Origin of the sequence: Paenibacillus sinopodophylli, from assembly GCF_005930355.1 — a bacterium.
Classification (GTDB): domain Bacteria; phylum Bacillota; class Bacilli; order Paenibacillales; family Paenibacillaceae; genus Pristimantibacillus; species Pristimantibacillus sinopodophylli.
Genome location: NZ_VDBO01000001.1, coordinates 2,154,742 through 2,177,430, shown reverse-complemented (window position 1 = coordinate 2,177,430; position 22,689 = coordinate 2,154,742). Strand labels below are relative to the sequence as shown.

Sequence of the window (22,689 nt, the reverse complement as noted above, 5' to 3'; positions counted from 1 at the left end):
AACCAAACAAAAAGGCACGAAGCGCATAAGAACGCTTCGTGCCTTTTGTGTTAGTACATCAAGCTTCATAAACCGAACGTCCCTTTACCCAGGTCTGCTTAATTTGCAGATGCTCGTCGGTCCAGACGAGGTCAGCCTGCTTGCCATTTGCGATATTGCCTGTAAGGCTGTTAATGCCAAGCTGCTTAGCTGCATTACCGCTTGCGAGTTTGCTTAGCTGCTCAAGCGGCAAGTTTGTATGTTCGCGAATATAGCGCAGTGCGCTGATCATCGTCAAACAGCTGCCTGCAAGGGCATTGCCTTCCTGCAGCCGAGCTTCCCCATTCTTAACGATTACAGCTAAACCGCCCAGCTCATACTCGCCGTCAGACATTCCGGCAGCAGCCATCGCGTCTGTAATCAGAATAACCTTATCTGCCGGCTTAGCTTTGAGCAGCAGACTTATCGCACCGGGATGCACATGTATGCCATCAGCAATTAGTTCAGCAGCAATACGGTCGTCGGTCAGCACGGCGCCAAGCGTACCTGGCTCGCGATGATGCAGACCGCGCATAGCATTATACGTATGGACCGCTTGCGACAATCCGGCATCAGCTGCGGCAATCACTTCTTCATAGAGGGCATCCGTATGTCCGCATGCTGTATTGATGCCTTGCTCTGCGAGCCAGGAGATGGTTTCAAGGGAGCCTTCTTTCTCAGGAGCAAGCGTAAGCTGCTTTATAAGTCCAGGCCATCTAGCTTCCCATTGCTGCATCCATTCAAGCTGAGGCGCCATGATGAATGCGGGATTCTGTGCACCAGACCATTTCTCGCTAATAAAGGGGCCTTCCAAATGAACGCCGTGCAAAGCCGCATAAGGCATCTCAGTGCTGCGATACTCGGTTACCGCAGCAAGTACGGCTTCAATAGCTTCCTTGGAAGCCGTCATTGTCGTTGCTAGCATGGTCGTTGTGCCTTGAGAGGCATGGAAACGGGTGATTGTATCAAAGCTATCCGAAGTGGCATCCATGAAATCAGCGCCGTAGCCGCCATGTATATGGACGTCAATAAAGCCGGGAAGCAAGTATCCGTTCTGTCCATCAATGACGGACCATTCACGATCACCAGCATAAGCAGCAGGATCCGCGGGGTTATCTATTAACAATTCCGTTATTTCGCCATTGCGTACGACAACGCTGCCGAATGCAACGCGATCCTCAAGAACGATATTTACATGATGAATAAGCCAATTAGCAGAGTTTGTCATGAGTTAGGCTAACATCCTTCCAGCCTCGCGATCAAGCAGGACGATTACGCGGGCGTGTGTTTGCAGTAATGAAGCAGGAATGCTGGTCGTGATCGGCCCAGTTAATGCTTCTTTTACGATTTGTGCTTTGTCAGCCCCGCGAACGACTAGCAACAGCGTGTTTGCTTTGAGAATCGAGCCTACACCCATCGTAATGGCATATTCGGGAACTTCATTCATAGAAGCGAAGAAGCGGGCGTTGGCTTCACGGGTTTCTTCCTTCAGTTTCACAGCATGGGTACCACCTGATAGATGGACATCGGGCTCGTTGAAGCCGATATGTCCGTTATGCCCAAGACCTAACAGCTGGATATCAACAGGCTGTGCTGCCAGCATGGTGTCATAACGTAACGATTCTTCATGCATGTCGGCAGCCATGCCGTCAGGCAAATAGGTTTGGGCTGCAGGGATATCGATATGGGAAAATAAATGTTGATTCATATAGTAAGCGTAGCTTTGGTCGTTCTCAGGATTGATGCCAACATACTCATCCAGATTAAAAGTCGTAACTTCTTTAAAGCTGACTTTATGTTCCTTGTAGGACTCTACTATTTTGTCATAAATACCGATAGGTGTCGATCCTGTTGCAAGTCCGAGCACGGCATTAGGCTTCTCGTTAACGAGATTTATAAAAAGCGAAGCAGCATAAGTGTCTAATTCCTGTTGTGTTTCAAAAATGATTATTTCCATATGATAGCCCCCTGATGAGTTTGTTATTTATAGTTTATCGGAGTTTTGACGAATTAACAATATAAAATGATTGTAAAGATCAAATTTATGATCATAAAAATCATTTAGAGCATGGACAATTTAGGGGATGACCTCTAATACAATAAATAGATAAGAACTTTTAATGAAGAAGTAGGCGTATCGTTTACAGCTTAAATAGGTGAATGTATAATGTATGTATAATATTTGTATAAGATGAGGTGAAGCTTTGGACAGAGGGAAAAGCGTTATTGTCATCGGCGCAGGACCAGGTGGATTAGCCTCTGCCATGCTTTTATGTGCGCAAGGCTACCAAGTTACCGTATTAGAGAAGCAAGCCTATGTTGGCGGGCGAACATCAGCATTGAAGTTCGATGGCTATACATTCGACAGAGGTCCGACTTTTCTTATGATGCCGCAATTGCTGGAGGAGCTCTTCCATTCCGCAGGCCGCTGGCTTCATGATTACATAAAACTCGTGGAATTAAATCCACTTTATAGGCTGCAATTCGGTGGTACGAAGCTAGAGTTGTCGACTGACAGAGAGAAAACGGCAGCCGAAATTGAACGTGTCTTCCCCGGCGAATCGAAGGGGTACCTCGACTTCTTGCGGGAGGAGGGGGATAAGTTTGAGCGGGTCATGCCATTGCTGCAGCGGCCTTTTATGAAGCTTACCGACTATTTGCGCAGGGATACGTTCCACGCATTGCCTAAGCTCCATTTGAATGAGCATGTATATGGTAGACTATCCCGCTACTTCAAAGACGAACGGCTGCGTTACTCGTTTGCTTTTCAGTCCAAATATTTAGGAATGTCGCCTTGGAACTGCCCAGGTACATTTACAATTCTCTCCTATATTGAGCATGCTTATGGGCTATGGCATCCCATTGGCGGAGTGAATCGGGTCTGTGAAGCGATGGCGGAAGTCATTCGGGAGTACGGCGGCAACATTCGGCTGGAAACAGGAGCCAAACAAGTTCTGACGAAGCAGCGGAAGGCAGTAGGTGTTCTACTGGAGAATGGTGACACGCTGGAAGCGGACCATGTTATTCTAAATGCTGATTTCGGCATGGCGATTACCAAGCTGTTCCAACCGGAGCAGCTAAAGAAATGGAAGCCGGAACGATTGCATAAGCTGAAATGGTCGATATCCACTTATATGCTGTATCTGGGCATTAACCGAAAAGTAAATATGCCGCATCATACGGTTATGTTCGCAGATGATTACAGCCAGAACCTGAAGGAAATGGTTCAAGGGAAGCTAAGCACGGATGCTTCCGTATATGTACATAATCCAAGCGCGATTGATCCGACTTTGGCGCCGGAGGGCAAATCAGCACTTTACATACTCGTACCCGTACCGAACCTTGACGGGGAGACGGATTGGTCATTGCCTGAAACCCTTGAAGCGATGAGGACGCAGGTGCTAGCGCGACTTGAGCGAGAGCCCGAACTGCAAGGTTTAAGTGACTGGATTGAAGTTGAAAAAACGATATCGCCGCTTGATTGGGAGCAGTCTATGTTTGTTTATAAAGGAGCAGCCTTCAATATGGCCCATTCTCTGGACCAGATGATGATGCTGCGTCCGCATAATCGATTCGAAGACGTTGCGAATTGTTATTTGGTAGGCGGCGGAACTCATCCAGGCAGCGGGCTTCCGACCATATTCGAATCGGCACGCATCAGCGTGAATCTGCTTCTTGAGCAAGATGGACGTTCGCTTCCTGCTCGGCAACAGGCAACTCAGGAATATCGCAAGGAGGCAGCTTCATGGAGGTAGCCATTATTGGTGGAGGCTTAGGTGGCATGGTTAGTGCACTTTTGCTCGCGAGAAGAGGCATTAAAGTTACGTTGTATGAGCGGCAGGAGCGGCTTGGAGGAAGGCTTGCATTCGAGCAGGATCAGCGTTACCGCATCGATAGGGGACCAACCATCGTTTTATTGCCAGAAATGCTTCAGTCTATTGCGAAAGAAGCAGGCATAAGTGATGATGAGTATGAGCTCATCCGGTGCGATCCGATGTATCGGTTTCACTTCCAGGATGGCTCGCATTTGACGAAATGGTCCGATACAGATCGGATGTCAGACGAGCTAGATACCGTATCTCCAAACGACAGAGGTCCATTCCGCCAATATATGCAGGATATGAACCCTGTCTTTCAAGAAGGCAAAGAGCTGTTCCTCGAGAAAACTTTTTTGCAGCGTCGAACCTTTTTCTCATGGCGCAATATGAGGCTGCTTGCGAAGCTGCGTGTATACAGAAATGTGCGGCAGGTTGCAGAGAGCTATTTCGGTGACAAACGGGTCATCGATGCTTTTTCGTTGCAGACGCTATACGTCGGAGGCTTACCCTCTAGTTCACCTTCGTTGTATACGTTCATTCCTTATGCGGAGCATGCATTCGGCATTTGGTATATGAAGGGCGGGTATGCAAGCTTTGCAGATGTGCTCGAGAGGGCGCTTTATCGGGAGAACGTTCAGATCCATAAAGGCGAGCAAGGTGCAGTCAGACAAATAATGGTCTCTAATGATACAGTAACGGGTCTACAGCTTGAAGACGGTTCAAAACACGCTTACGACAGTGTGATCTATAACGGTGATTTTCCGCATTTGGCAGGTATGCTGCAAGGAGCCGCCGTAAAGGTCAAGCAGCGTGAATTCACACCATCATCAGGCTGCGTACTGGCTTACATCGGAGCCAATAAGCAGTGGGCGAGCGGCGCGGAGAGAACAACACATCAATTTGTTATGCCGGAGTCGCTTCAAGACAGCCTGCGCTCGATTGCAACGAAAAAGCAATTGCCTGGAGAGTCGGATAAGCTTCCAGCTTATTATATTTTTAATCCATGTGAAATCGATGAAGATGCAGCTCCTCCAGGCGAAACGGTACTTTATATTCTCATTCCAGCCCCAATTCCAGTAGAGCCGCATTCGACATATGATTGGCGCAAAGAGAGCGAGCAGCTTGTGGACAGGGTGCTGGCTGATGCGGATGAGAAATTGTTTCCTGGACTAAGGGAAGCAATCGTTTGGAAGAAGATAAGAACACCTCAAGATGGAGCGAGCGAAGGCTGGTATCTGGGAGGAAGCTTCGGCATAGCTCCGACATGGTCGCAATCCGGTGCGTTTCGTCCCCAATATGCACCTTATAAAATAAAAGGATTATACAGCGTAGGTGCTTCTGTGCATCCAGGCGGCGGCGTACCGATCGTCATGCAGGGAGCCAGAATGCTTGTAAATCACTTGGTAGAGGAGTGGGCAGATTGGAAAACCAATTGAATGTTACTCTCAAAGCATGCGAGGAAATGATACGAGAGGGCTCTACAACGTTCTACAAAGCATTTGGGTTTTTGGACAGCCCGCGCAAGGAAGCTGTATATGTCATTTATGCCTTTTGCAGGATGATCGATAATGCAGTAGATGAGCCGGAGCGATCCCCCTATACGCTTAATGAGCTGGAGCAGCACTTCAAGCAGCTTGAAGCGGCAGATGGACATTTCATATGGCCGGCGCTTAGGTGGCTGCTAGAAGAGTTTCCAATTACAAAGGAACCGTTTTTTCGCCAAATGGAGGGGCAGCGGCTCGATCATCATCTGACGCATTACGATACGATCGATCAATTGGAAACCTACAGCTATTTCGTAGCGGGAACGGTAGGCGAGATGCTTTTGCCTATTCTGCATGATGCACCAGATGAGACGGTTACCGCTTCTGGTATTTGGCTTGGCAAGGCCATGCAAATCGTTAATATCGTCCGTGATGTTGGCGAGGATCGAGGCAAGGGGCGCAGATATATACCGTTGGAGCTGCTTGCACGGCATGGCTATACAGAGGAGATGTGGAAGCTTGGCGTCGTGAATGATGCGTGGCGCAATGCAGTTATGGAGCTTATCGGACTTGCTCAAAAGTGGTTTATTAAAGGATTAGCCGATATTAATCGGTATCCGCGTACGAGCAGCTTTTGCGTAGAGCTGTCTGCCCGAATGTATGCGGCGATACTTGATGACGTTGTTGCACATGATTTCGATGTATACAGCAGAAGAGCATACGTGCCCAAACTTAACAAAGTATCGATTATGACCTTATTAAAACTGCAGCATGGCATGAGTGCATTGCAGCCAAAGACAAAAGCGAGCAGCGCGGTATCATGAAGGCCATACGCTATGTATTCTGGTGCTGGCTTACGATCGGCTTGACGCTGATGTTGTTTTATGAGGTTCCCGAGCCGCTTGGCTTCAGCAATGGGTTATTTCTCGTTTTTTTCGCTCTTTATGCTTATTCTTTAGAACAACAGTCACTTGGCGGCTTTCATAAGGCGGTGCTGGGAAGAGCCTTATTTGTCGGTATATTTACGTTTATACTCGAATGGGTCGGCACGGAAACGGGCTGGCCTTTCGGACGTTACGAATACAGTGAAACGTTAAGGTTCTGGAACGGAGGCGTGCCGCTTGCCATCGGTTTCGCTTGGATCGGCGTTATGTCGAGCGGTGTATTGCTATCCACTGGCACAACAAAATGGTTGCGCGCGCTTCAAGCCGGGATGTTCGCTGTGCTTTTCGATTTGGTGCTTGATCCAGTCGCGTTCGCTCAGCAGTTCTGGATCTGGAGCGAGGAGGGGGCATTCGGGCTTTATTATGGTGTTCCCTTGCAAAATTTCGCAGCCTGGTTTGTGACAGCAGCGCTGCTCTCCCTGCTATATCCGCTCAAACAGGAACGATCGATACCGACGTCGTCCATTCATAATGAGGCGGTTCGGCTCTATCAAGGCATGCATGTGATGTTTGGATTATTAGCATTCAAGGAAGGGCTTTGGGGCCCGTTCATCCTCGCGATAGTGGTCATTGCTGCTCTCGAAGGAGGGCTGCGGCTTGATCGAAGCAAACAAAAGCAGCTCGTTTGACCGTATATTCCGAAAATATAATGAGCTCCATTTGCTGCGAAAACATTTTCATTATGTTGGCTTTAAGGGAGAGCTAGACCCTTATCCGCAGGAGAGTGTACTTTACGTAATGAATCACAGCTCTTGGTGGGATGGCTTACTCGTTTATCAGCTGTTTCGTTCTCTCTCTAAGGGAGACCACTATGTCATGATGGATGAGCAGCAGCTCCAGCACTTTCGTTTCTTTCGCAAGCTGGGCGCTTACTCTATTGATAAGCGTACACCGCAATCGATGATCCCTTCCTTGCGTTACACAGGCAAGCTGCTTGAAGCAGGCAAGCGGGTATGGATGTTTCCGCAAGGTGATATTCACCATCTGGAGCAGCGCCCGCTTTTGTTAAAGGATGGGGCCGCACATGTATTGAGACAGCAGCCGAATACGACGGTTATTCCGGTGACGGTCTACTATTCGCTCTTCCATCATCAGAAAGCGGATGCGACGATGCAGGCGGGCAAGCCGATACAGCTTGCTTGGGACCAAATAGGGAAAAGAGAAATTACGGAGCGGCTCAGAGCGTGCCTCGAATCTCAACTTGACGAGCATCGAGCAGGCATCATAAGCGGCTGCGAGATGGACACGCTTGGTTATGAACGTATCGTTAAGCCGGGAGGCTCCACAAGTGCTGCGTTTACTGCATTCAAGAGGAGGATGACAGCTTGGAAATCGTTCTTTGGACGATAGCAGCGCTGCTTGCGCTGCAGTTGCTGTTCGCTATGTGGAATATCCGCCAGCTGCCTATGTTCGCCCGGCTTGGCAGCAATGTCCACTCAGTCTCTAATAACACGGATAGGATGGCAGCAAAGGGTAGCAACGAAATGCCGCTCTCTATTTTAATTCCTGCCCGCAACGAGGAGCATAACATTATTGCATGTTTGCAATCCATTCAGCACGCTTTAATGGAAGATGGGGCTGGTGAGAATGTGGAAGTAATCGTACTTGACGACCGCTCGGAGGACGGTACGGCACGAATGGTGGAGCTGCTCTGCAAGGAGGATTCACGGTTTAAACTTGGGAGAGGTGCAGAGCCTCCTGTTGGTTGGGTTGGGAAGGCATATGCCTGCCATCAGCTTGCCGAGCTTGCCAAGGGACGATGGCTGCTGTTTGTCGATGCGGATGCTAGGCTGCTCCCTGGAGCAGTTGCAGCTGTTAAGCATATAACGATTGCTCGGGAGACAGGTATGATATCTGGGTTTCCATTACAGCAAACAGAAAGCTGGCTGGAGAAGCTTATTGTGCCTATGATGGGCTTCACCATTGCTTGCCACCTGCCGATTAAGCTGGTGGCATCCACTTCGGACGCTCGGTTTTCCGCTGCGCATGGGGCATGGATTGCAATCAGTAGATTGTCGTATGATGCGGCGGGTGGTCATGAAGCAAGTCGTGGTCATTTGGTAGATGATGTGGCGCTTATGCGCGCTGTGAAAAAAGTGAAGCATCCCGTTATATTGGCGGATGTACGGCAGCAGGTTACGATGCGGATGTACCGGAATGCATCTGAGGTATGGAACGGTTATAAGAAAAATATATATGCTGGGGTCGGCAGAAGCGGGTGGCTGCTGTTTGCTGTACTTGCAAGTTATGCTCTGCTCTATTTACTGCCTTTTGCGTTTATATTCGTTTCTATATTCCTTCCTTCGTTATTCCTTTCGGCATTGACCGCGTACGTGCTTGGAGTTGCCGTTAAGGCGACGGCTGATCGCATGCAGGGACAGTCTGTCTGGCTTGCTTGGCTTATCCCCTTCTCCATACTCGCAACCATTGCTATTGGTACTGCTTCATGGCGTTCTGCGAAGGCTGGAGCAGGTTATGTTTGGAAGGGTAGGTCATATGAGTGAGTAAATCGGTGTCCAAAAAAGTCATCATTATAGGGGCGGGGTTAGGCGGCTTGTCTGCAGCCATTCGTTTGGCTCATGCTGGCTTTCATGTTCGGGTGCTTGAGCAGCAGGATACGATCGGTGGGAAGCTTCAGCGGGTTACGGCTGAGGGATATCGATTTGACCGGGGGCCTAGCACGATTACGCTGCCTCATCTGTTTGCCAGCGTATTTGAAGCAGTCTGCAGACGCATGGAGGATTACGTTACGATTGAACGCATGCAGCAAGCGACTCGGAATGTATTCTCGGACGGTTCTATCGTCGATTTGGCAGGCACTTCTTCCGATGTAGCCGCTCAAATTGCTACATACAGCCCAGAGGATGCTGCTTCGTACGAAACGTTCTGCAAGGAGGCGGCTCGTTTGTACCGGCTGTCAGACGAGCAGTTTCTGAATCGTCTGCTGCTTGGTTTAAAGGAGAAGTTGGATCCCAGATTAGCGGCAAGCTTCCTGCAGGTCAAGCCGCTCACTTCGCTGCATAAGCTGCTGCAGCGTTATTTTCGTCATCCGAATACACTAGCGATGCTGGGTAGGTATGCTACCTATGTCGGAGCTTCACCTTATGCTTCGCCCGCCATATTCGCTATGCTTGCTCATGTAGAAAGTGAGCTGGGCATTTATAGTGTGAAAGGCGGCACTTATGCGCTTGCAGAAGCTTTCGCTAAGCTGGCGCTGGAGCTTGGTGTTTCGATTGAGACAGGTACACAGGTCAAGCGAGTGATGATCAATGGCGGTATCTGCACTGGCGTTGAGACGGCTCATGCCCAGCTGGAGGCGGATATTGTGCTTGCGAATGGTGATGCTTTATCCATTTATCGCAATCTCGTGCCTGCCGAGCATCGGCCGTCGTTCTCCGATACGAGAATTGACAGTTACGAGCCCTCGCTCTCTGGTTTCGTACAGCTCATCGGCATTAAGCGTACGTACGAGCAGCTGCTGCATCATACGGTGTTTTATCCGAAGCGGTATGAGCAAGAGTTTTCCGATATTTTCACTGCGCTCAAGCCTCCGAGTGATCCCACCATTTATATATGCAATGCGGCTATCTCTGACAAGAGCGCTGCGCCAGAAGGCGGAAGCAGCCTATTCGTACTCGTCAATGCGCCATATGTGTCAAAGTCGTGGAGCTGGGAGCGAGAAACAGAAAAATATGCTATGCTAGTACGTAAACGTCTTGCCGGATTTGGTATGGATGCCTTGGAGCAAGCAGACGTAACCATTACGTATACGCCGGAGCAGCTGGAGCGCGATACATCAGCGCATCGAGGCTCCATATATGGCATATCCTCGAATGGTGCGAGGCAAACCTTCTTTCGCCCTAGCAACCGATCAGCTGACATTAAAGGCCTGTGGTTTGCGGGCGGGACGACGCACCCCGGAGGCGGAACACCAATCGTTGCGCTTTGCGGTCAGCTTGTCGCCGAGGAGCTTATTAAACAGTATAAGATATAAAGTGATAGAAAAGCGAAATGTGAGCGGCGTCGCTATCGAGAGGCTATCCGTTTACGTTTGGGAGGTACAAGCATGTCAGTTGATCAGCAAGCAGCAACCGCAAAGCGAAAGGGAGAGCATATTCGCATCTGCCTACAGGAGCAGGTGAACAGCGTTGGCATTGAAACGGGGCTGGAGCGTTATCGCTTCAAGCATAACGCGATGCCTGAGCTTTCTTTCGGTGAAATAAGTTTGCAAACAGAATGGTTTGGTAGAAAGCTAGGCGCTCCGCTCCTTGTTAGCTCCATGACCGGAGGAACCGATGAAGCGGGAGCGATAAATCGCCGCTTGGCTATCGTAGCGGAGGAGCGGGGCTGGGCGATTGGTCTTGGTTCAATGCGAGCAGCAATTGAGAATGAAGAGCTCGCCAGCTCCTTCTCCATTAGGCGCGATGCGCCGACCGTGCCCGTTATAGCCAATATTGGAGCAGTGCAATTTAATTACGGCTTTGGTGTTGAGTCCTGCCGCAGAGCGGTAGATATAGCGGAAGCGGATGCACTCGTCCTGCATCTAAACAGCATGCAGGAGGTTTTCCAGCCGGAGGGCGACACGGATTTCCGCAAGCTGCTGTCTGCCATTGAACAGGTTTGTCGAACATTGGACGTGCCTGTTGGCGTGAAAGAGGTAGGCTGGGGAATTGATGCAGATACCGCTGAGGCGCTGACTGGCGCTGGTGTGTCCTTCATCGACGCGGCAGGAGCAGGTGGTACCTCTTGGAGCCAGGTCGAGAAATTCCGCTCCAGCGACGAGCTTCGCAGACAAGCGGCAGAGTCGTTTGCTGACTGGGGCATACCGACAGCGGAAAGCGTAGTAGAAATCCGCGAGCGGCTGCCAGCAGCGAATATCATTGCCAGCGGCGGCTTGCGTACAGGCGTTGACGCAGCGAAGGCGCTCGCTCTCGGAGCAGATCTTGCCGGCTATGGACGCGTTCTGCTTCCGCAGGCTGCCCAAGGCAGCAGTGCGATATCGCAGGATCAGCTAAGGCAGCAGTTTGAGCGCATTGAGTTCGAGCTGCGCACGGCGATGTTCGGAATCGGAGCTGGAACAGTTAACGAGCTTAGGCAAACGAAGAGGCTGCTGCTCAAATAAGAAAGAGTCTTTAACAATCGGGCTGACTCAAACGAGCTTCATGGAAAAAATGGCGTCACAGATCTTACATCTGTGGCGCCATTTCTCGTCTTTGGTCAACTGCAGCTTCTGGAGCAAGAGCGAGCGGAAGAACATTCGAATGCGCAGTGGTTTATTTGATCAAACCGGTACCCTCAATTCGGATATTGGCATTCACTTTGAATTTCACGTTCGGATAAATGGATTTCCATTCCTTCCAAGCGGAATTGCCGGGATGAGTGGCACGATAACGCAGACCGAAACCGATCGGATCAACGTTTGCTTTCTGAATTTTTTTAAGCAAGGCCACACAGGATTTAGAATATTCCTTGTTCAGCTGCTGCTCAACCGGCCCCCATTGATCATTGTAAAGTCCTTTCGGCGCTTCTTCGAAGATGACCTTCATTTTCACATTCATCGTTACAATATCCTCGTCGTTTTGCTTGCTTAAGCGAAAGTTGGAATGGATGGACGTTATTGCGACGACCAGATCCATGCCTTCAAACATGCCATGCATGGATGATTTGGTGAAGTCTTTGGCAAGCTGGTTGTAGAGCTGGGATTCTGAGGAGGATAAAACTAGTTTAACCCGCTTTTTGTTCAGAAGGGCGGTACGATTAATAATAAAGCTCTCTTTGCTGTCTTTTGTAATAATCGGCATTAGCGGATCAAGCCCCTTCTCGGAGGAACGCCTAGAGAAGTCGGATAATGATTCTACATATGTATACGACGATTCTGTTCCATCTGCTCCGAAGCTAAGAAACAAGGTGTTGCCGGGGTAACGCTCCGAAATGGGCTTAACCTGCAGCAAGGACTCGGCGTCAGGCTTGCCGATTGCGATATCGGCTACACTTTGGATATCTCTTCTTCTAGACATCCACTGCAGCACATCTTGATAATCCGTGCGGGCAAGCTGCTCACCAATGAGAAAAACTTTGCAATGCCCGAAATCAAGCTCTTTGTCCACATAGGCTTTCAACATGCGTACGCCCTCTGCAATGCTCTCGGAATCAATCGTCTCGATCTGTGTTTTGGAGGCGCCAGGCTCAATCTTAGGAGAAGGCACCGCAAGCTGAAGCGTCAGCCGATAAGGTTTCTTCTCATTTTCTGAATGGTCAATTCCCAGTGCAACTACGAAAAATCGCTTATCGATATCTTTGAAGCCGCAGCCGCCGAGTAAACAAACCGCGAGCATCGTCAAAGTGACCCGGATGGATAGGTTCACGCTGTCTTGGCCCCCTTTTTGCTTAGTATGACTACCCAGACTACGATAAACAACTCCACGAACAACCGAAGGACAAGCCAATAGGAAGTAACGAGCATGTTGATTTTTTCGTTTGTCATGAGGAGATATAGAATGCTCAGCAGAGCAAAGATACCGACAATGATGTAATTGGACACTGGCGTTTTGGGGCTGTCGATTTCTGGCTTGTTGCTGGGGAAGCAGCTTTTCACAAACTCCATCGCTTGATGCCAGCCAGCCATCGTATAGACGAGCGTTAGATTCAAATAGACAATGAGAAACAGGAACAATACGCGTTCAATAAAGCCATATTGCATAAGCAATGAATCAGCAGTAAAGCTCCAAATATAGATGTACTGGCCCACGCCTTCTGTCCCATGAAAGCCGATCGGTACAAAAAACGTAATCAGTAGGATCATAGCACCGAACAAGGGGTAAAAAAACCGGAATTTAAACCGGAAGTTGGGCGGAAATAGCCGATTGAACAATGAGAGATTGATATAGCCTGTAAATATAAAGGAAGCTGCCGCAATGCAGGTTAGAGTAGGCATTACGGTTACGTAATTAGCGGCGATATGTATTGCGTCCCAATTCAGCTGCGTGCTCCGCACCGCCTTAAACAGCACAAACAAAATAATGGGTGCATTAATGATCAAGCCAATTTCCATTACGAACATCACAGATAGCGTCGATCGTGTAGCTGCGTAACCGCAGGCAATGACAAGCATCGTCAGGATGATGAGTGTATTGGCATCGGGATTGAAGAAACGATTGATCAGCACCGCAAAAGCGACAACGACGATTGTTGTTGCAAACCACCACATGATTGCGAAAAATAACATAGAGGCAGTTACTACCCACTGCGGGTAGTAGAGCTTCAATATTTCGGGCAATCCTTTCCCTGGAAAACGAGCCATAGCGCTTGTGTACAAATAGACGAGAATCGAGCCAATAACGATGCCAATCAGGATGGAGGATACTGCGCCTGTAAATCGATAATCAATCAAAATATGCGGAACGTACAGCATCAAATTCATGAAGCTGACGAGAATGAAATTGTAAAAAACATAGCGGTTCACTTGATCTTCACCTGCCCAATATCGCCTTCTAGCGGTCTTAATTTTCCGAATATACGCATATATGGTTTTCCGAAGCTTCTAAGATTGCAAAGGTAAACAATATAAACGAACATACCAACTGAAACGCCGGTTATACCGAAGAAAATGGCAATGCCGATGAGCGGATATTTCAAAAACCTTACAGCAAAGGAAAGAGAATTAACGGGAATGACAAAATTCGAAATCGCAACAACGGATGTCACAATAATCATGATGCTGCTTACTAATCCAGCTTGTTGGGCAGCTTGTCCAAGAATGAGACCGCCTACTGTCGTAGCTGTAGATCCGATATAGCGAGGCAGCCTTATGCTGGCTTCAATGAGCGTCTCGATCATGAACAGCATGATGAACACCTCAATAAATGAGGGATAAGGTACGGCTGAGCGACTGCCTGCAATGGAGAAGGCAAGTTGTACGCGAAACAGCTCAGGGTTGTAAGAAACAACCGAAATATAGAGGGCGGGCAGCGTAATCGTTAAGACAATGGAAGTGTATCTAAGGAAGATGAGAAAGCGTGTCATCCAATAAGCATCGTAATCGTCCTCCACAGCATGCATGAAATCGAAAAAGGTAGCGGGTAAAATAATAGCAAACATATTGCCTTTGAGAAGAATGACGATTTTCCCTTTGGCTATCGCTTTGGATATCCGATCTGGTCGTTCCGTAATCAAGATTGTCGGGAACAAATGCTTCCGTTTGCCGACGAGCAGCTTCTCAAGTTCACCTGCTGCATGAAGCATTTCTACATTGATGGTCGTGAGCTTCGTGCGAACGCTATCAAGAACAGTAGGATCTACGCGCCGCTGATCAAATAGGGCAAATACCGGCGTTTTGGACAATGATCCGATCGTATGCTCCTCCACAGATAAATCGGGGGATGGATACATGCTGCGTATGAGGTTGAGGGAAATATTCACGTCCTCGCTCAAAGCCAGCTGAGGTCCTTGAATAGCACTTTCCACCTGCGTTTGCGGGTTCTCGATACTGATGATTCGTGAAGCGTCAAAGGAATAAATAATGCCAGCAGCTTCTATTAATACATTTCCTCTTAGCATAAGCTCCTGCCATTTGGCGACATCGTCGACCTTACGGTAGTCGGGATTCGTGCTTAGCTGGCTTTCAAAGGGATAGAAATCTTTCGTGAACGGGACGATGATAAAATCATTTATTTTATTTTCTTCGCACAGTGGTGCAATATAAGCGATCTCAATCGTAAGCTCGCTATTATGCAGCACTTCAAGCTTGATATCGACGGCTTCCGCAAACAATAATCGGAGACGTTCGTTCATGGAAGAGTCCTCCTTCTCAAATCTCAGTGAATGATAGATCGCAATTGGATAAGCTTCCATAGTTTGCACTGAAATCCATAAATTATGCCTGTCGAACTCTGTTTTGCGAGTATGCACGAATTCAAGTACAATGAAACGATCATATTGATTTGGTGTGGAAGGTACATAGTGAAGGAGAGCCGTATGATGAAACCATGGTACGAACAGAGCTTCGGCTCCGATTATATGCTTGTTTATAAGCATCGTGATTGGGACACTGCGAATAAAGAAGCCCGTAAAATGTTAACATGGCTCAATCTCCCGGAAGGTGCACAGGTGCTGGATATTGGCTGCGGCATGGGTCGGCATGCGCTGGCGCTGGCAAGCTTCGGATATGCGGTAACGGGAATTGATCTATCGCCGATCCTTCTGGAGGAGGCACGGATGCACGATAGGGCAGGGGTGGTAAGATGGGAGCAGGGCGACATGCGAGAGCTGCCGTTCGAAGCAGGCTGCTATGATGCAACCGTTAATCTATTCACCTCCTTCGGCTATTTCTCAATTGAGGAGGATAACTTGAACGTGCTTAGACAAATCGAAAGAGTCCTTCGCAAGGACGGCTCCTTTCTGATTGATTTCTTAAACCCTTCTTACGTGGAGAAAACATTTATTCCAAGGTCTGATCGTGAGGATGAGGAAGCAGGCATACATATTCAAGAGGTTAGATCGATTACGAATGGCTGGGTGCAGAAAGAAATAACCGTAACCGATTTGCATAGCAAGGATAACCCAAGACAATATCTTGAGCGTGTGAGGCTGTTATCCCTTGACTGGTTCAAGCATAATCTTGCCGGTGCAGGGCTTTCACTTGAACAGCTATATGGAAATTATGACGGCTCTGCCTATGATGAGCAGCGATCACCGCGTTTAATTATGACGGGAAAGGCTAAGAAATGACGAGAAGAGAGCGATTGAGCAAATCAAGACTGTTTGCAAACGATGCTGACACGAACCCGTATTGCGTAAAGTGGAATGAAGGCTGGCTGCAGATACGTGTCCCTGTTCCATTTTCGCTGAAATGGGTGAACAGCTATCTTATTTCAGAAGATGAAGGATATACGCTCATTGACCCTGGATTGAAAACGGATGAAGCGATTCATGTGTGGGAAGCTGTACTTCATCAGAATCGTATAAAATGGACCGATATTTCACGGGTTGTTCTCACGCATCAGCATCCTGACCATTATGGTCTGGCAGGTTATGTACAGGAGAAAAGCGGCGCGCCAGTATATATGACAAGTGCTGCACATGCCTATGCGGTAAGGCTTTGGGGCGAAGAGAGCGGGTTCTCGCAGCAATTGCAATTGCTGTATGAGGAGCATGGCATGCCCTTGCAGGATAGAGAAGCAATTGCGGACAATCTCGATACGTTTGTGAGTATGGTCACGCCTCAGCCGCAGGTTCAATTTATTGAAGCGGGTGGAACCTTGTCGTTAGGCGGGCTTAACTGGCAACTGATTGATGCGCCGGGTCATGCAAACGGCCAGCTATGCTTCTATCAATCGGAGCGGAAGTGGATGATATGCGGTGATCAGGTGCTTCCTCACATTACGCCTAACGTTAGCGTCGTTCCAGGAGAGGACGGCGATCCTTTGGAAGCCTTTCTCCAAAGTCTGCGCGAGCTCCAATCATTCGATGTGCTGTTTGCGTTCCCAGGGCATCGCGATCCTTTTGCCGAATTCGAAGGCCGAATTGATGAGCTTCTGCAGCATCATGAGAGAAGGCTAGCTCAGATGGCGGCGCTGCTTAGCGAAGAGCCTCGCACGGCTTATGGCCTGTGCGGAGTTTTATTCGGAACAAGGCTGAACGGCAATGCGCATCAATTGCGATTCGCGATGTCGGAGACGATCGCGCATTTGGTTCATTTGGAACGCAAGGGGATAGCTGTTTCCTCTTGCAAAGCAGGCATTCGTTATTACTCCATCCTTGACCATGCAGGTAATCATGGAACGGCTGAGGCATAATGAATCAGCGCAGATTCTAACAGAGAATCGTTACTGGACAATAGGTTGCATAATAGAGCTTATCTCTTGGGCTATCCTGAGGGATATGCTCTTTTTTTGCTCTATTTCGACCATTTAATAAACATGATAAGAGTATATCTGTATTAATGATGATTTAATGAAGATATCAAATATATATTGCGACATATATAAATATATGATACATATTAAATAACGGAAATGACTTCAACATGTATGCTAATAATCTGTTCCGTCATATGAAAGTAGAAGGAGACTGGATGATATGGAGAGAGAATTAGCATTAGAACTCGTAAGGGTAACCGAGCTTGCGGCACTTGCATCGGCGCCATGGATGGGGAGAGGCGATAAGAATAGCGCAGATGGAGCAGCGACTTCGGCCATGCGTTCCATGTTTGATTCCGTATCCATTCGCGGCACAGTAGTCATCGGCGAAGGCGAAATGGATGAAGCTCCGATGCTTTATATCGGTGAGGAAGTAGGCAGCTTGAATGGGCCTGAGGTTGATGTGGCAGTAGATCCGTTAGAAGGAACGGAAATTGTCGCGAAAGGTTTGAACAACGCGATGTCAGTTCTAGCCGTTGCAGGAAAAGGCCAGCTGCTTCACGCACCTGATATGTATATGGAAAAGCTGGCTTTCGGGCCTGCTTTAGTCGGTAAGCTGTCTATCACAGATCCTATGGACGTGACGCTGCGGAAAGCAGCAGATGCATTAAATAAAAAGGTTTCGGATTTAACGGTCATGATTCTGGACAGAGTGCGTCATGAATCCATTGTGAAGGTGCTGAGAAAGGTTGGCGTACGCATCAAGTTTCTATCGGACGGAGATGTTGCTGGCGCTATGGCTCCGGCGTTCCCAGAAGCCGGTATCGACTTGTACGTAGGCTCAGGAGGAGCTCCTGAGGGAGTCATTGCCGCTGCGGCGCTGAAGTGCTTGGGAGGCGAGCTGCAGGCGCGTTTGATGCCTGCTGACGGCAACGAGTACAACCGATGCGTTCAAATGGGCATTGAGGATCCGTACCGAGTGCTTACGATGGAGGATATGATCGGTACAGGCGATGTTTATTTTGCGGCAACGGGTGTTACGCCAGGTGAATTTCTGGGCGGGGTTCAGTATTTCCCGGATCAGCGGGCAGAGACGCATTCTATTGTCATGAGGGCGAAGACCAAGACGGTACGTTTCGTTCGCGCCTTGCATTATTTGCCGAATAAATCATTTCTAAACAATCATAACGAATAGAGCATTATCATGTTGGTATAGTAAAGTGCCATTAAGCGTACACGTTCAGGACTGCGTTATTACCAATCATCTATGGTTCGGCGTGCGACGATCACCAAGAATGGAATAAAGGCCAGCGTGTCCCTGCGGACGCGCTGGCCTTATGTTAGGAGTGCCGAATCTACATATACAACCCTACAACGTTCATTGCTCGCGTTACTTAGCTGCCGCCAGGAATGAATTTCTTCACCCAAGTTCCGAAGCTTGCTGGATTACGGCTCTGGATGAGCACGACACCTTCGCCACGGAAGCGGCAGACAAGTCCTTCACCGCTTGTAATGCTGGAGAACCAGCCTTTGGAAGCTTTCTCAATCGTGTAATTCATATAGCCCGGCCATGCAACGAGGTGGCCGTTGTCTACGATCACTTCTTCGCCAGGACCGAGGTTGAGCGCATGGATAGCGCCGTAGGAGGAGAGGAAAACAGTACCTTTCCCACTAATCTCGACGATAAAAAAGCCTTCACCGGATAGGAGACCTCGGCTTAGATTTTGCATTTTGGTATTAACCTCTATGCCGCTTGTGCCAGCTAGAAAACCGTCCTTCTGTACATAGAGCTTATACGAGCCGTCGAGCTCAATGGCTTCAATATCGCCAAGGGAAGGAGGAGCAAGGTGAACTTCCCCTTGTCCTCGCGTGGCAGTCATTTCTTGGAAGAAGAAGGTTTCTCCGCTGAGCATTCTTCCAAGTCCGCGCATAAAGCCACCATCTGTCGTGCCCTTCAGGTCGATGCTTGGCGACATGGATACCATTGCCCCCATCTCAGCCTTCACACTTTCTCCGGGATTCAGCTTTACCTTCAACATGGCGAAAGCGCCTTTGTAAAATACATCGTATTGCATAGGTTACCCTCCTAAAAGGTTATAAGCGTGTAAGTTTCTACTTTGTTCCGCGCTTATCGACTCCCTTTAATCGAGCGGCGGCTGTGTTACGCCCTCACGCTCAGCTTGACTGCGGTGAGCGATTCGGCTGGCAGCCGATGCTGCGATTGCACCTACGATGTCATCGAGAAACGTATGAATTTCCCCATCGCTCTTATCGTTCAGCTTGACTAGAATGCCTGGCTTGAGCTTGTCGACATACCCGAAATTAGTGAATCCGATACTTCCATACACATTGACAATGGACAGTGCCAATATTTCGTCGCAGCCATAAAGGCTCTCGTCATGCTTGATCATATCTTGAAGCGGCGGCATCAGCTTGCCTTCCTCAGCGAGGATGTCGAGCTGGATCCCCGTCAATACGGCATTCTGAACCTCACGCTTGGACAGTACGGCATTGACATGAACAATACAATCCTCAGGCGTCAGATCTGGAAAATAATCCTTTTGCAAAAAGTGCACGAGCTCGGCAATTGCCATTTTTGTAACTCCGCGTTTAATGAGCCATTCGTCTGTAGCCTCAGCGACTTTGCGGCTGTTCAGGCTATAAATTTCGGGTTTGGACATGTTTTTGTTCCCCCTTAGGATTTTATGGACAAAACTGGTCTAAAAAAGGGAAGGGCTCGTATACATAGTACTACAAATAAGGAGTTGTACAAAGCCGTCAGGCAAAACTTGATTAGGGAGGAAAGGTCAATATGATTCAAAAAAGATGGATTAGGGGTGCCGTACTTTCAGGGGTTCTTGTATTGCCGATTCTAACAGCGGGCTGTGGTTTGTTCTCGCAAGAGACGAGCCAGTCAATCGATCCGCCGCAAATTGAAGTGAAGGACGGAGTAGACGGGGCGGAGACCGGACAGGCCGTTGTGGATGGAGAAACGCAAATGACGGTATATCTCGAGGATCGCAATGGTTACTTGGCACCAATCTCCTTGCAAACAACGCTTGGCGTTAACGAGCAGGCCGGTCAGAAGGCACTTGAAATGATGGTCGAGAATGGCGCATACGCGGGCCAGCTTCCAGAGGATTTCCGCGCCGTCATCCCGCAGGGAACACAAATCAAGTCTTACAAATACGACAAAGAGCAAAAGCTGGCTACGGTCGAATTCTCCGAGCCCTTCGCTGATTATAACGTGCAGGATGAGCGTACAATCGTAGAAGCTATTACATGGACGCTTACGGCAATTCCAGGAATTGAGGGCGTTGAAGTCTGGTATGAAGGCGCAAAGCTGCCTGAGATGCCGGTCGATGGTTACCCGCTCGATGATAAACTGACACGTGCGGTAGGCATTAATATTGAGGCGGCAGAAGGTGTGAATTATGCACAGTCAACGCCAGTGACCTTATATTTCTCTGCACAAACCTTGAACGATGAGCAATATTATGTGCCGGTAACACGGCTCGTTGACCGCTCGGCATCTCCGGCACAAGCAGCGCTTGAGCAGTTGATCTCGGGACCACTTAACAAAAAAGAGCTGACGAGCGTTATTTTACCGGATGTGCAGGTGAAAAACGTCGTTCAGGAAGGCGATACGGTTACAGTAGATTTGCAGGATGAGGGTTACCAGGAAGGAGAGAAGCTTCCGACAGAAATGCTGCAGGCTCTCGTACTATCCGTAACGGAAGTGACTGGCGCAGCTTCTGTTCAGATCAAAGTGAACGGAGAAGCCAACATTGTAGACATGAAAGATCAATCCTATAGCGCGCCGGTAGGACGTCCGCATCATGTGAATGCGATCAAATCATAATCAATCGAGTTAATGAAGACGCTGCAATAGGCTGTCCAAAAGCAAATGCTTTTGAGCAGCCTATTTGCTTGCAATCATGTAACTGCTGAACTAGGGCAGCTGACGTATTATTTTTTTCGCGAGCTGCGGGTGCAATTCAAAGGTTACTTTGTTAAAATAAGAAGGATTGTAGCGTGGAAGCAAATGCTTCTTAAAGCTTATTATGCAAGACTCAGGAGGAAATAAGAATGAGAAACGACGGTCGACAACCGAACCAGCTTCGGCCGGTAACCATAACAACAGGTGTCAACAAATACGCAGAGGGCTCGGTTCTAATCGAGGTTGGTGAGACGAAGGTCATTTGTACGGCAAGCGTTGAGGATCGTGTTCCTCCGTTTATGAAAGGGCAAGGAAAAGGCTGGATTAATGCGGAGTACGCGATGCTCCCAAGAGCCACGCACTCACGAAATATTCGCGAGGCAGCCAAAGGCAAGCTGACTGGCCGCACGATGGAAATTCAAAGACTGATTGGACGCGCGCTGCGCTCCGTCGTTGATTTGCAGGCGCTCGGTGAGCGCACGATCACGCTGGATTGTGACGTTATTCAAGCCGATGGCGGAACACGTACAACTTCCATTACAGGAGCGTTTATTGCACTCTCCATCGCAGTCAACAAAATATCGGAGAAGGTTCAATTCGCCAAATATCCGATTACTGATTTTTTGGCCTCTGTAAGTGTCGGGGTCATTCAGGAGAAGGCGCTGCTTGATCTCAATTATGAAGAAGATTCGAAAGCAAAGGTCGATATGAATGTCGTCATGACAGGAAACGGGAAATTCGTCGAGGTACAAGGCACTGGTGAAGATGCTCCTTTCTCGCGTGACGAGCTTAATCAGCTGCTGGCGCTCGGTGAAGCGGGCATATCCGAGCTGATCAGCAAGCAGCGCGAAGTGCTTGGACCTTTGGCCGCACGTATTGGAGGTTAATGCTCATGTCGAAGCATCAAATACTGCTGCATGAAAAGATTGTAGTAGCTACCAAAAATGTGGGCAAGGTCAAGGAGTTTGCGCACGCGCTCCAGAAGCTCGGCAAGGAAACATTAAGTTTGATTGACTACCCTGAGATCCCAGATATTGTGGAAGATGGCGATACGTTTGCGGCTAATGCTCGCATTAAAGCGAAGACGACAGGAGATGCGCTCGGCGTACCTGTCCTAGCTGACGATTCGGGACTTCGCGTGGCGGCGCTCGGAGGAGATCCTGGCGTTTATTCCGCGCGGTATGCGGGAGAGAACGCAGCGGACAGCGAAAACAACGAGAAGCTGGTACGTGAGCTGAAACGATTGTTTGACGAAGGCGGGCTGGAAGAAATGGGACAGCTGGCAGATGGATCGCAATTGCTAAGCAAGGCTCAATTTGTTTGTGCATTAGCGCTGTATGATCCGGCAAGCGGCTCGTTTATTGAAGCAGAGGGAACGGTAGACGGCATCATTACAGACCATCCGCATGGCGACGGCGGCTTCGGCTATGATCCATTATTTTGGGTGCCAAGCTTGAACCGCGGGATGGCTGAGATGACCAAGGAAGAGAAACAGCAAATCAGTCACCGCGGCGAAGCATTGAGGAAACTGCTTCCGCTTTTGGAACAAGCGTAGGCTCCAAGGTGAAACGGCTGTCGCCGTCCTTTGGCAGCTCGGCGCATTTCATTTCGAGAAGAGTAGCGAAGGGA

General features: G+C 48.8%; 21 protein-coding genes. 14 read left to right on the top strand and 7 right to left on the bottom strand.

Annotation, left to right across the window (positions count from 1 at the left end):
* Positions 1 to 58: 58 nt before the first annotated feature.
* Together nagA and nagB are read right to left on the bottom strand one after the other, a co-directional pair.
* Complete coding sequence (gene nagA / locus FGT79_RS09630) at positions 59 to 1,246, bottom strand: N-acetylglucosamine-6-phosphate deacetylase (RefSeq protein WP_138752449.1); 1,188 nt, start codon at positions 1,244 to 1,246, stop codon at positions 59 to 61.
* 3 nt (positions 1,247 to 1,249) lie between these two features.
* Positions 1,250 to 1,975: a glucosamine-6-phosphate deaminase gene (gene nagB / locus FGT79_RS09625; RefSeq protein ID WP_138752448.1), complete on the bottom strand. Its 726-nt coding sequence runs from the start codon at positions 1,973 to 1,975 to the stop codon at positions 1,250 to 1,252.
* Positions 1,976 to 2,222: 247 nt separating this feature from the next.
* Between nagB and FGT79_RS09620 the strand changes: the two genes are divergently transcribed.
* The 8 genes from FGT79_RS09620 to fni all read left to right on the top strand — a co-directional run bounded on the left by FGT79_RS09620 (position 2,223) and on the right by fni (position 11,386).
* Positions 2,223 to 3,773, top strand: coding sequence for a phytoene desaturase family protein (locus FGT79_RS09620; protein WP_138752447.1), 1,551 nt, complete (start codon positions 2,223 to 2,225; stop codon positions 3,771 to 3,773).
* Complete coding sequence (locus FGT79_RS09615; protein WP_138752446.1) at positions 3,764 to 5,272, top strand: phytoene desaturase family protein; 1,509 nt, start codon at positions 3,764 to 3,766, stop codon at positions 5,270 to 5,272. The genes FGT79_RS09620 and FGT79_RS09615 overlap by 10 nt, the downstream gene beginning before the upstream one ends.
* Positions 5,257 to 6,144, top strand: coding sequence for a phytoene/squalene synthase family protein (locus tag FGT79_RS09610; protein ID WP_246096251.1), 888 nt, complete (start codon positions 5,257 to 5,259; stop codon positions 6,142 to 6,144). Before FGT79_RS09615 ends, FGT79_RS09610 begins: the two co-directional genes overlap by 16 nt.
* Positions 6,141 to 6,893 carry a carotenoid biosynthesis protein gene (locus FGT79_RS09605; protein WP_246096250.1) on the top strand — a complete coding sequence of 251 codons (753 nt, stop codon included), beginning with the start codon at positions 6,141 to 6,143 and terminating at the stop codon, positions 6,891 to 6,893. Before FGT79_RS09610 ends, FGT79_RS09605 begins: the two co-directional genes overlap by 4 nt.
* A complete protein-coding gene (locus FGT79_RS09600) occupies positions 6,862 to 7,614 on the top strand; it encodes a lysophospholipid acyltransferase family protein (RefSeq protein ID WP_138752445.1) in 753 nt (250 codons plus the stop codon). Before FGT79_RS09605 ends, FGT79_RS09600 begins: the two co-directional genes overlap by 32 nt.
* Positions 7,590 to 8,768 (top strand): glycosyltransferase family 2 protein, encoded by a 1,179-nt coding sequence (locus FGT79_RS09595; protein WP_138752444.1) that lies wholly within the window; start codon positions 7,590 to 7,592, stop codon positions 8,766 to 8,768. The genes FGT79_RS09600 and FGT79_RS09595 overlap by 25 nt, the downstream gene beginning before the upstream one ends.
* Complete coding sequence (locus tag FGT79_RS09590) at positions 8,765 to 10,258, top strand: phytoene desaturase family protein (protein ID WP_246096249.1); 1,494 nt, start codon at positions 8,765 to 8,767, stop codon at positions 10,256 to 10,258. The genes FGT79_RS09595 and FGT79_RS09590 overlap by 4 nt, the downstream gene beginning before the upstream one ends.
* Before the next feature lie 72 nt (positions 10,259 to 10,330).
* Entirely contained in the window at positions 10,331 to 11,386 is a 1,056-nt protein-coding gene (gene fni, locus FGT79_RS09585) for a type 2 isopentenyl-diphosphate Delta-isomerase (protein WP_138752443.1), read from the top strand.
* A gap of 151 nt (positions 11,387 to 11,537) precedes the next feature.
* Here fni and FGT79_RS09580 read toward each other — a convergent pair whose 3' ends face one another.
* Genes FGT79_RS09580 through FGT79_RS09570 form a run of 3 tightly spaced genes read right to left on the bottom strand, consistent with a single transcriptional unit; the run spans position 11,538 to position 15,054 of the window.
* Positions 11,538 to 12,629, bottom strand: a complete 1,092-nt coding sequence (locus tag FGT79_RS09580) for a Ger(x)C family spore germination protein (protein WP_138752442.1) — start codon at positions 12,627 to 12,629, stop codon at positions 11,538 to 11,540.
* On the bottom strand, positions 12,626 to 13,726 hold the full coding sequence (locus tag FGT79_RS09575) for a GerAB/ArcD/ProY family transporter (protein WP_138752441.1): 1,101 nt from the start codon (positions 13,724 to 13,726) through the stop codon (positions 12,626 to 12,628). The genes FGT79_RS09580 and FGT79_RS09575 overlap by 4 nt, the downstream gene beginning before the upstream one ends.
* Complete coding sequence (locus FGT79_RS09570) at positions 13,723 to 15,054, bottom strand: spore germination protein (RefSeq protein ID WP_138752440.1); 1,332 nt, start codon at positions 15,052 to 15,054, stop codon at positions 13,723 to 13,725. Before FGT79_RS09570 ends, FGT79_RS09575 begins: the two co-directional genes overlap by 4 nt.
* Before the next feature lie 183 nt (positions 15,055 to 15,237).
* Here FGT79_RS09570 and FGT79_RS09565 point away from each other — a divergent pair, with 183 nt between their 5' ends.
* From FGT79_RS09565 to glpX, 3 genes are all read left to right on the top strand, one after another.
* Positions 15,238 to 15,990: a class I SAM-dependent methyltransferase gene (locus FGT79_RS09565; protein ID WP_342778467.1), complete on the top strand. Its 753-nt coding sequence runs from the start codon at positions 15,238 to 15,240 to the stop codon at positions 15,988 to 15,990.
* A 14-nt stretch (positions 15,991 to 16,004) separates the two neighbouring features.
* On the top strand, positions 16,005 to 17,057 hold the full coding sequence (locus FGT79_RS09560) for an MBL fold metallo-hydrolase (protein ID WP_246096247.1): 1,053 nt from the start codon (positions 16,005 to 16,007) through the stop codon (positions 17,055 to 17,057).
* 283 nt (positions 17,058 to 17,340) lie between these two features.
* Complete coding sequence (gene glpX / locus FGT79_RS09555) at positions 17,341 to 18,315, top strand: class II fructose-bisphosphatase (protein WP_138752438.1); 975 nt, start codon at positions 17,341 to 17,343, stop codon at positions 18,313 to 18,315.
* 199 nt (positions 18,316 to 18,514) lie between these two features.
* On the opposite strand, the gene FGT79_RS09550 is transcribed toward glpX, so the two are convergent.
* Together FGT79_RS09550 and FGT79_RS09545 are read right to left on the bottom strand one after the other, a co-directional pair.
* Positions 18,515 to 19,195, bottom strand: coding sequence for a TIGR00266 family protein (locus FGT79_RS09550; protein WP_138752437.1), 681 nt, complete (start codon positions 19,193 to 19,195; stop codon positions 18,515 to 18,517).
* A 66-nt stretch (positions 19,196 to 19,261) separates the two neighbouring features.
* A complete protein-coding gene (locus FGT79_RS09545) occupies positions 19,262 to 19,801 on the bottom strand; it encodes a phosphatidylglycerophosphatase A family protein (protein WP_138752436.1) in 540 nt (179 codons plus the stop codon).
* A gap of 131 nt (positions 19,802 to 19,932) precedes the next feature.
* Between FGT79_RS09545 and FGT79_RS09540 the strand changes: the two genes are divergently transcribed.
* The 3 genes from FGT79_RS09540 (at position 19,933) to rdgB (ending at position 22,615) form a co-directional block, all read left to right on the top strand.
* Positions 19,933 to 20,982 carry a GerMN domain-containing protein gene (locus FGT79_RS09540; RefSeq protein WP_138752435.1) on the top strand — a complete coding sequence of 350 codons (1,050 nt, stop codon included), beginning with the start codon at positions 19,933 to 19,935 and terminating at the stop codon, positions 20,980 to 20,982.
* Positions 20,983 to 21,209: 227 nt separating this feature from the next.
* A complete protein-coding gene (gene rph, locus FGT79_RS09535) occupies positions 21,210 to 21,947 on the top strand; it encodes a ribonuclease PH (protein ID WP_138752434.1) in 738 nt (245 codons plus the stop codon).
* A gap of 5 nt (positions 21,948 to 21,952) precedes the next feature.
* Positions 21,953 to 22,615 carry an RdgB/HAM1 family non-canonical purine NTP pyrophosphatase gene (gene rdgB, locus FGT79_RS09530; protein WP_138752433.1) on the top strand — a complete coding sequence of 221 codons (663 nt, stop codon included), beginning with the start codon at positions 21,953 to 21,955 and terminating at the stop codon, positions 22,613 to 22,615.
* The last annotated feature ends 74 nt before the right edge of the window (positions 22,616 to 22,689 follow it).

What these genes read in the sequence shown, in the direction of transcription:
- FGT79_RS09540 (WP_138752435.1), top strand. Translation starts at nt 19,933, where the DNA reads ATGATTCAAAAAAGATGGATTAGGGGTGCCGTACTTTCAGGGGTTCTT.
- fni (WP_138752443.1), top strand. Translation starts at nt 10,331, where the DNA reads ATGTCAGTTGATCAGCAAGCAGCAACCGCAAAGCGAAAGGGAGAGCAT.
- nagA (WP_138752449.1), bottom strand. Translation starts at nt 1,246, where the DNA reads ATGACAAACTCTGCTAATTGGCTTATTCATCATGTAAATATCGTTCTT.
- FGT79_RS09615 (WP_138752446.1), top strand. Translation starts at nt 3,764, where the DNA reads ATGGAGGTAGCCATTATTGGTGGAGGCTTAGGTGGCATGGTTAGTGCA.
- rph (WP_138752434.1), top strand. Translation starts at nt 21,210, where the DNA reads ATGAGAAACGACGGTCGACAACCGAACCAGCTTCGGCCGGTAACCATA.
- FGT79_RS09545 (WP_138752436.1), bottom strand. Translation starts at nt 19,801, where the DNA reads ATGTCCAAACCCGAAATTTATAGCCTGAACAGCCGCAAAGTCGCTGAG.
- glpX (WP_138752438.1), top strand. Translation starts at nt 17,341, where the DNA reads ATGGAGAGAGAATTAGCATTAGAACTCGTAAGGGTAACCGAGCTTGCG.
- FGT79_RS09550 (WP_138752437.1), bottom strand. Translation starts at nt 19,195, where the DNA reads ATGCAATACGATGTATTTTACAAAGGCGCTTTCGCCATGTTGAAGGTA.
- FGT79_RS09565 (WP_342778467.1), top strand. Translation starts at nt 15,238, where the DNA reads ATGATGAAACCATGGTACGAACAGAGCTTCGGCTCCGATTATATGCTT.
- FGT79_RS09570 (WP_138752440.1), bottom strand. Translation starts at nt 15,054, where the DNA reads ATGAACGAACGTCTCCGATTATTGTTTGCGGAAGCCGTCGATATCAAG.
- nagB (WP_138752448.1), bottom strand. Translation starts at nt 1,975, where the DNA reads ATGGAAATAATCATTTTTGAAACACAACAGGAATTAGACACTTATGCT.
- FGT79_RS09605 (WP_246096250.1), top strand. Translation starts at nt 6,141, where the DNA reads ATGAAGGCCATACGCTATGTATTCTGGTGCTGGCTTACGATCGGCTTG.
- rdgB (WP_138752433.1), top strand. Translation starts at nt 21,953, where the DNA reads ATGTCGAAGCATCAAATACTGCTGCATGAAAAGATTGTAGTAGCTACC.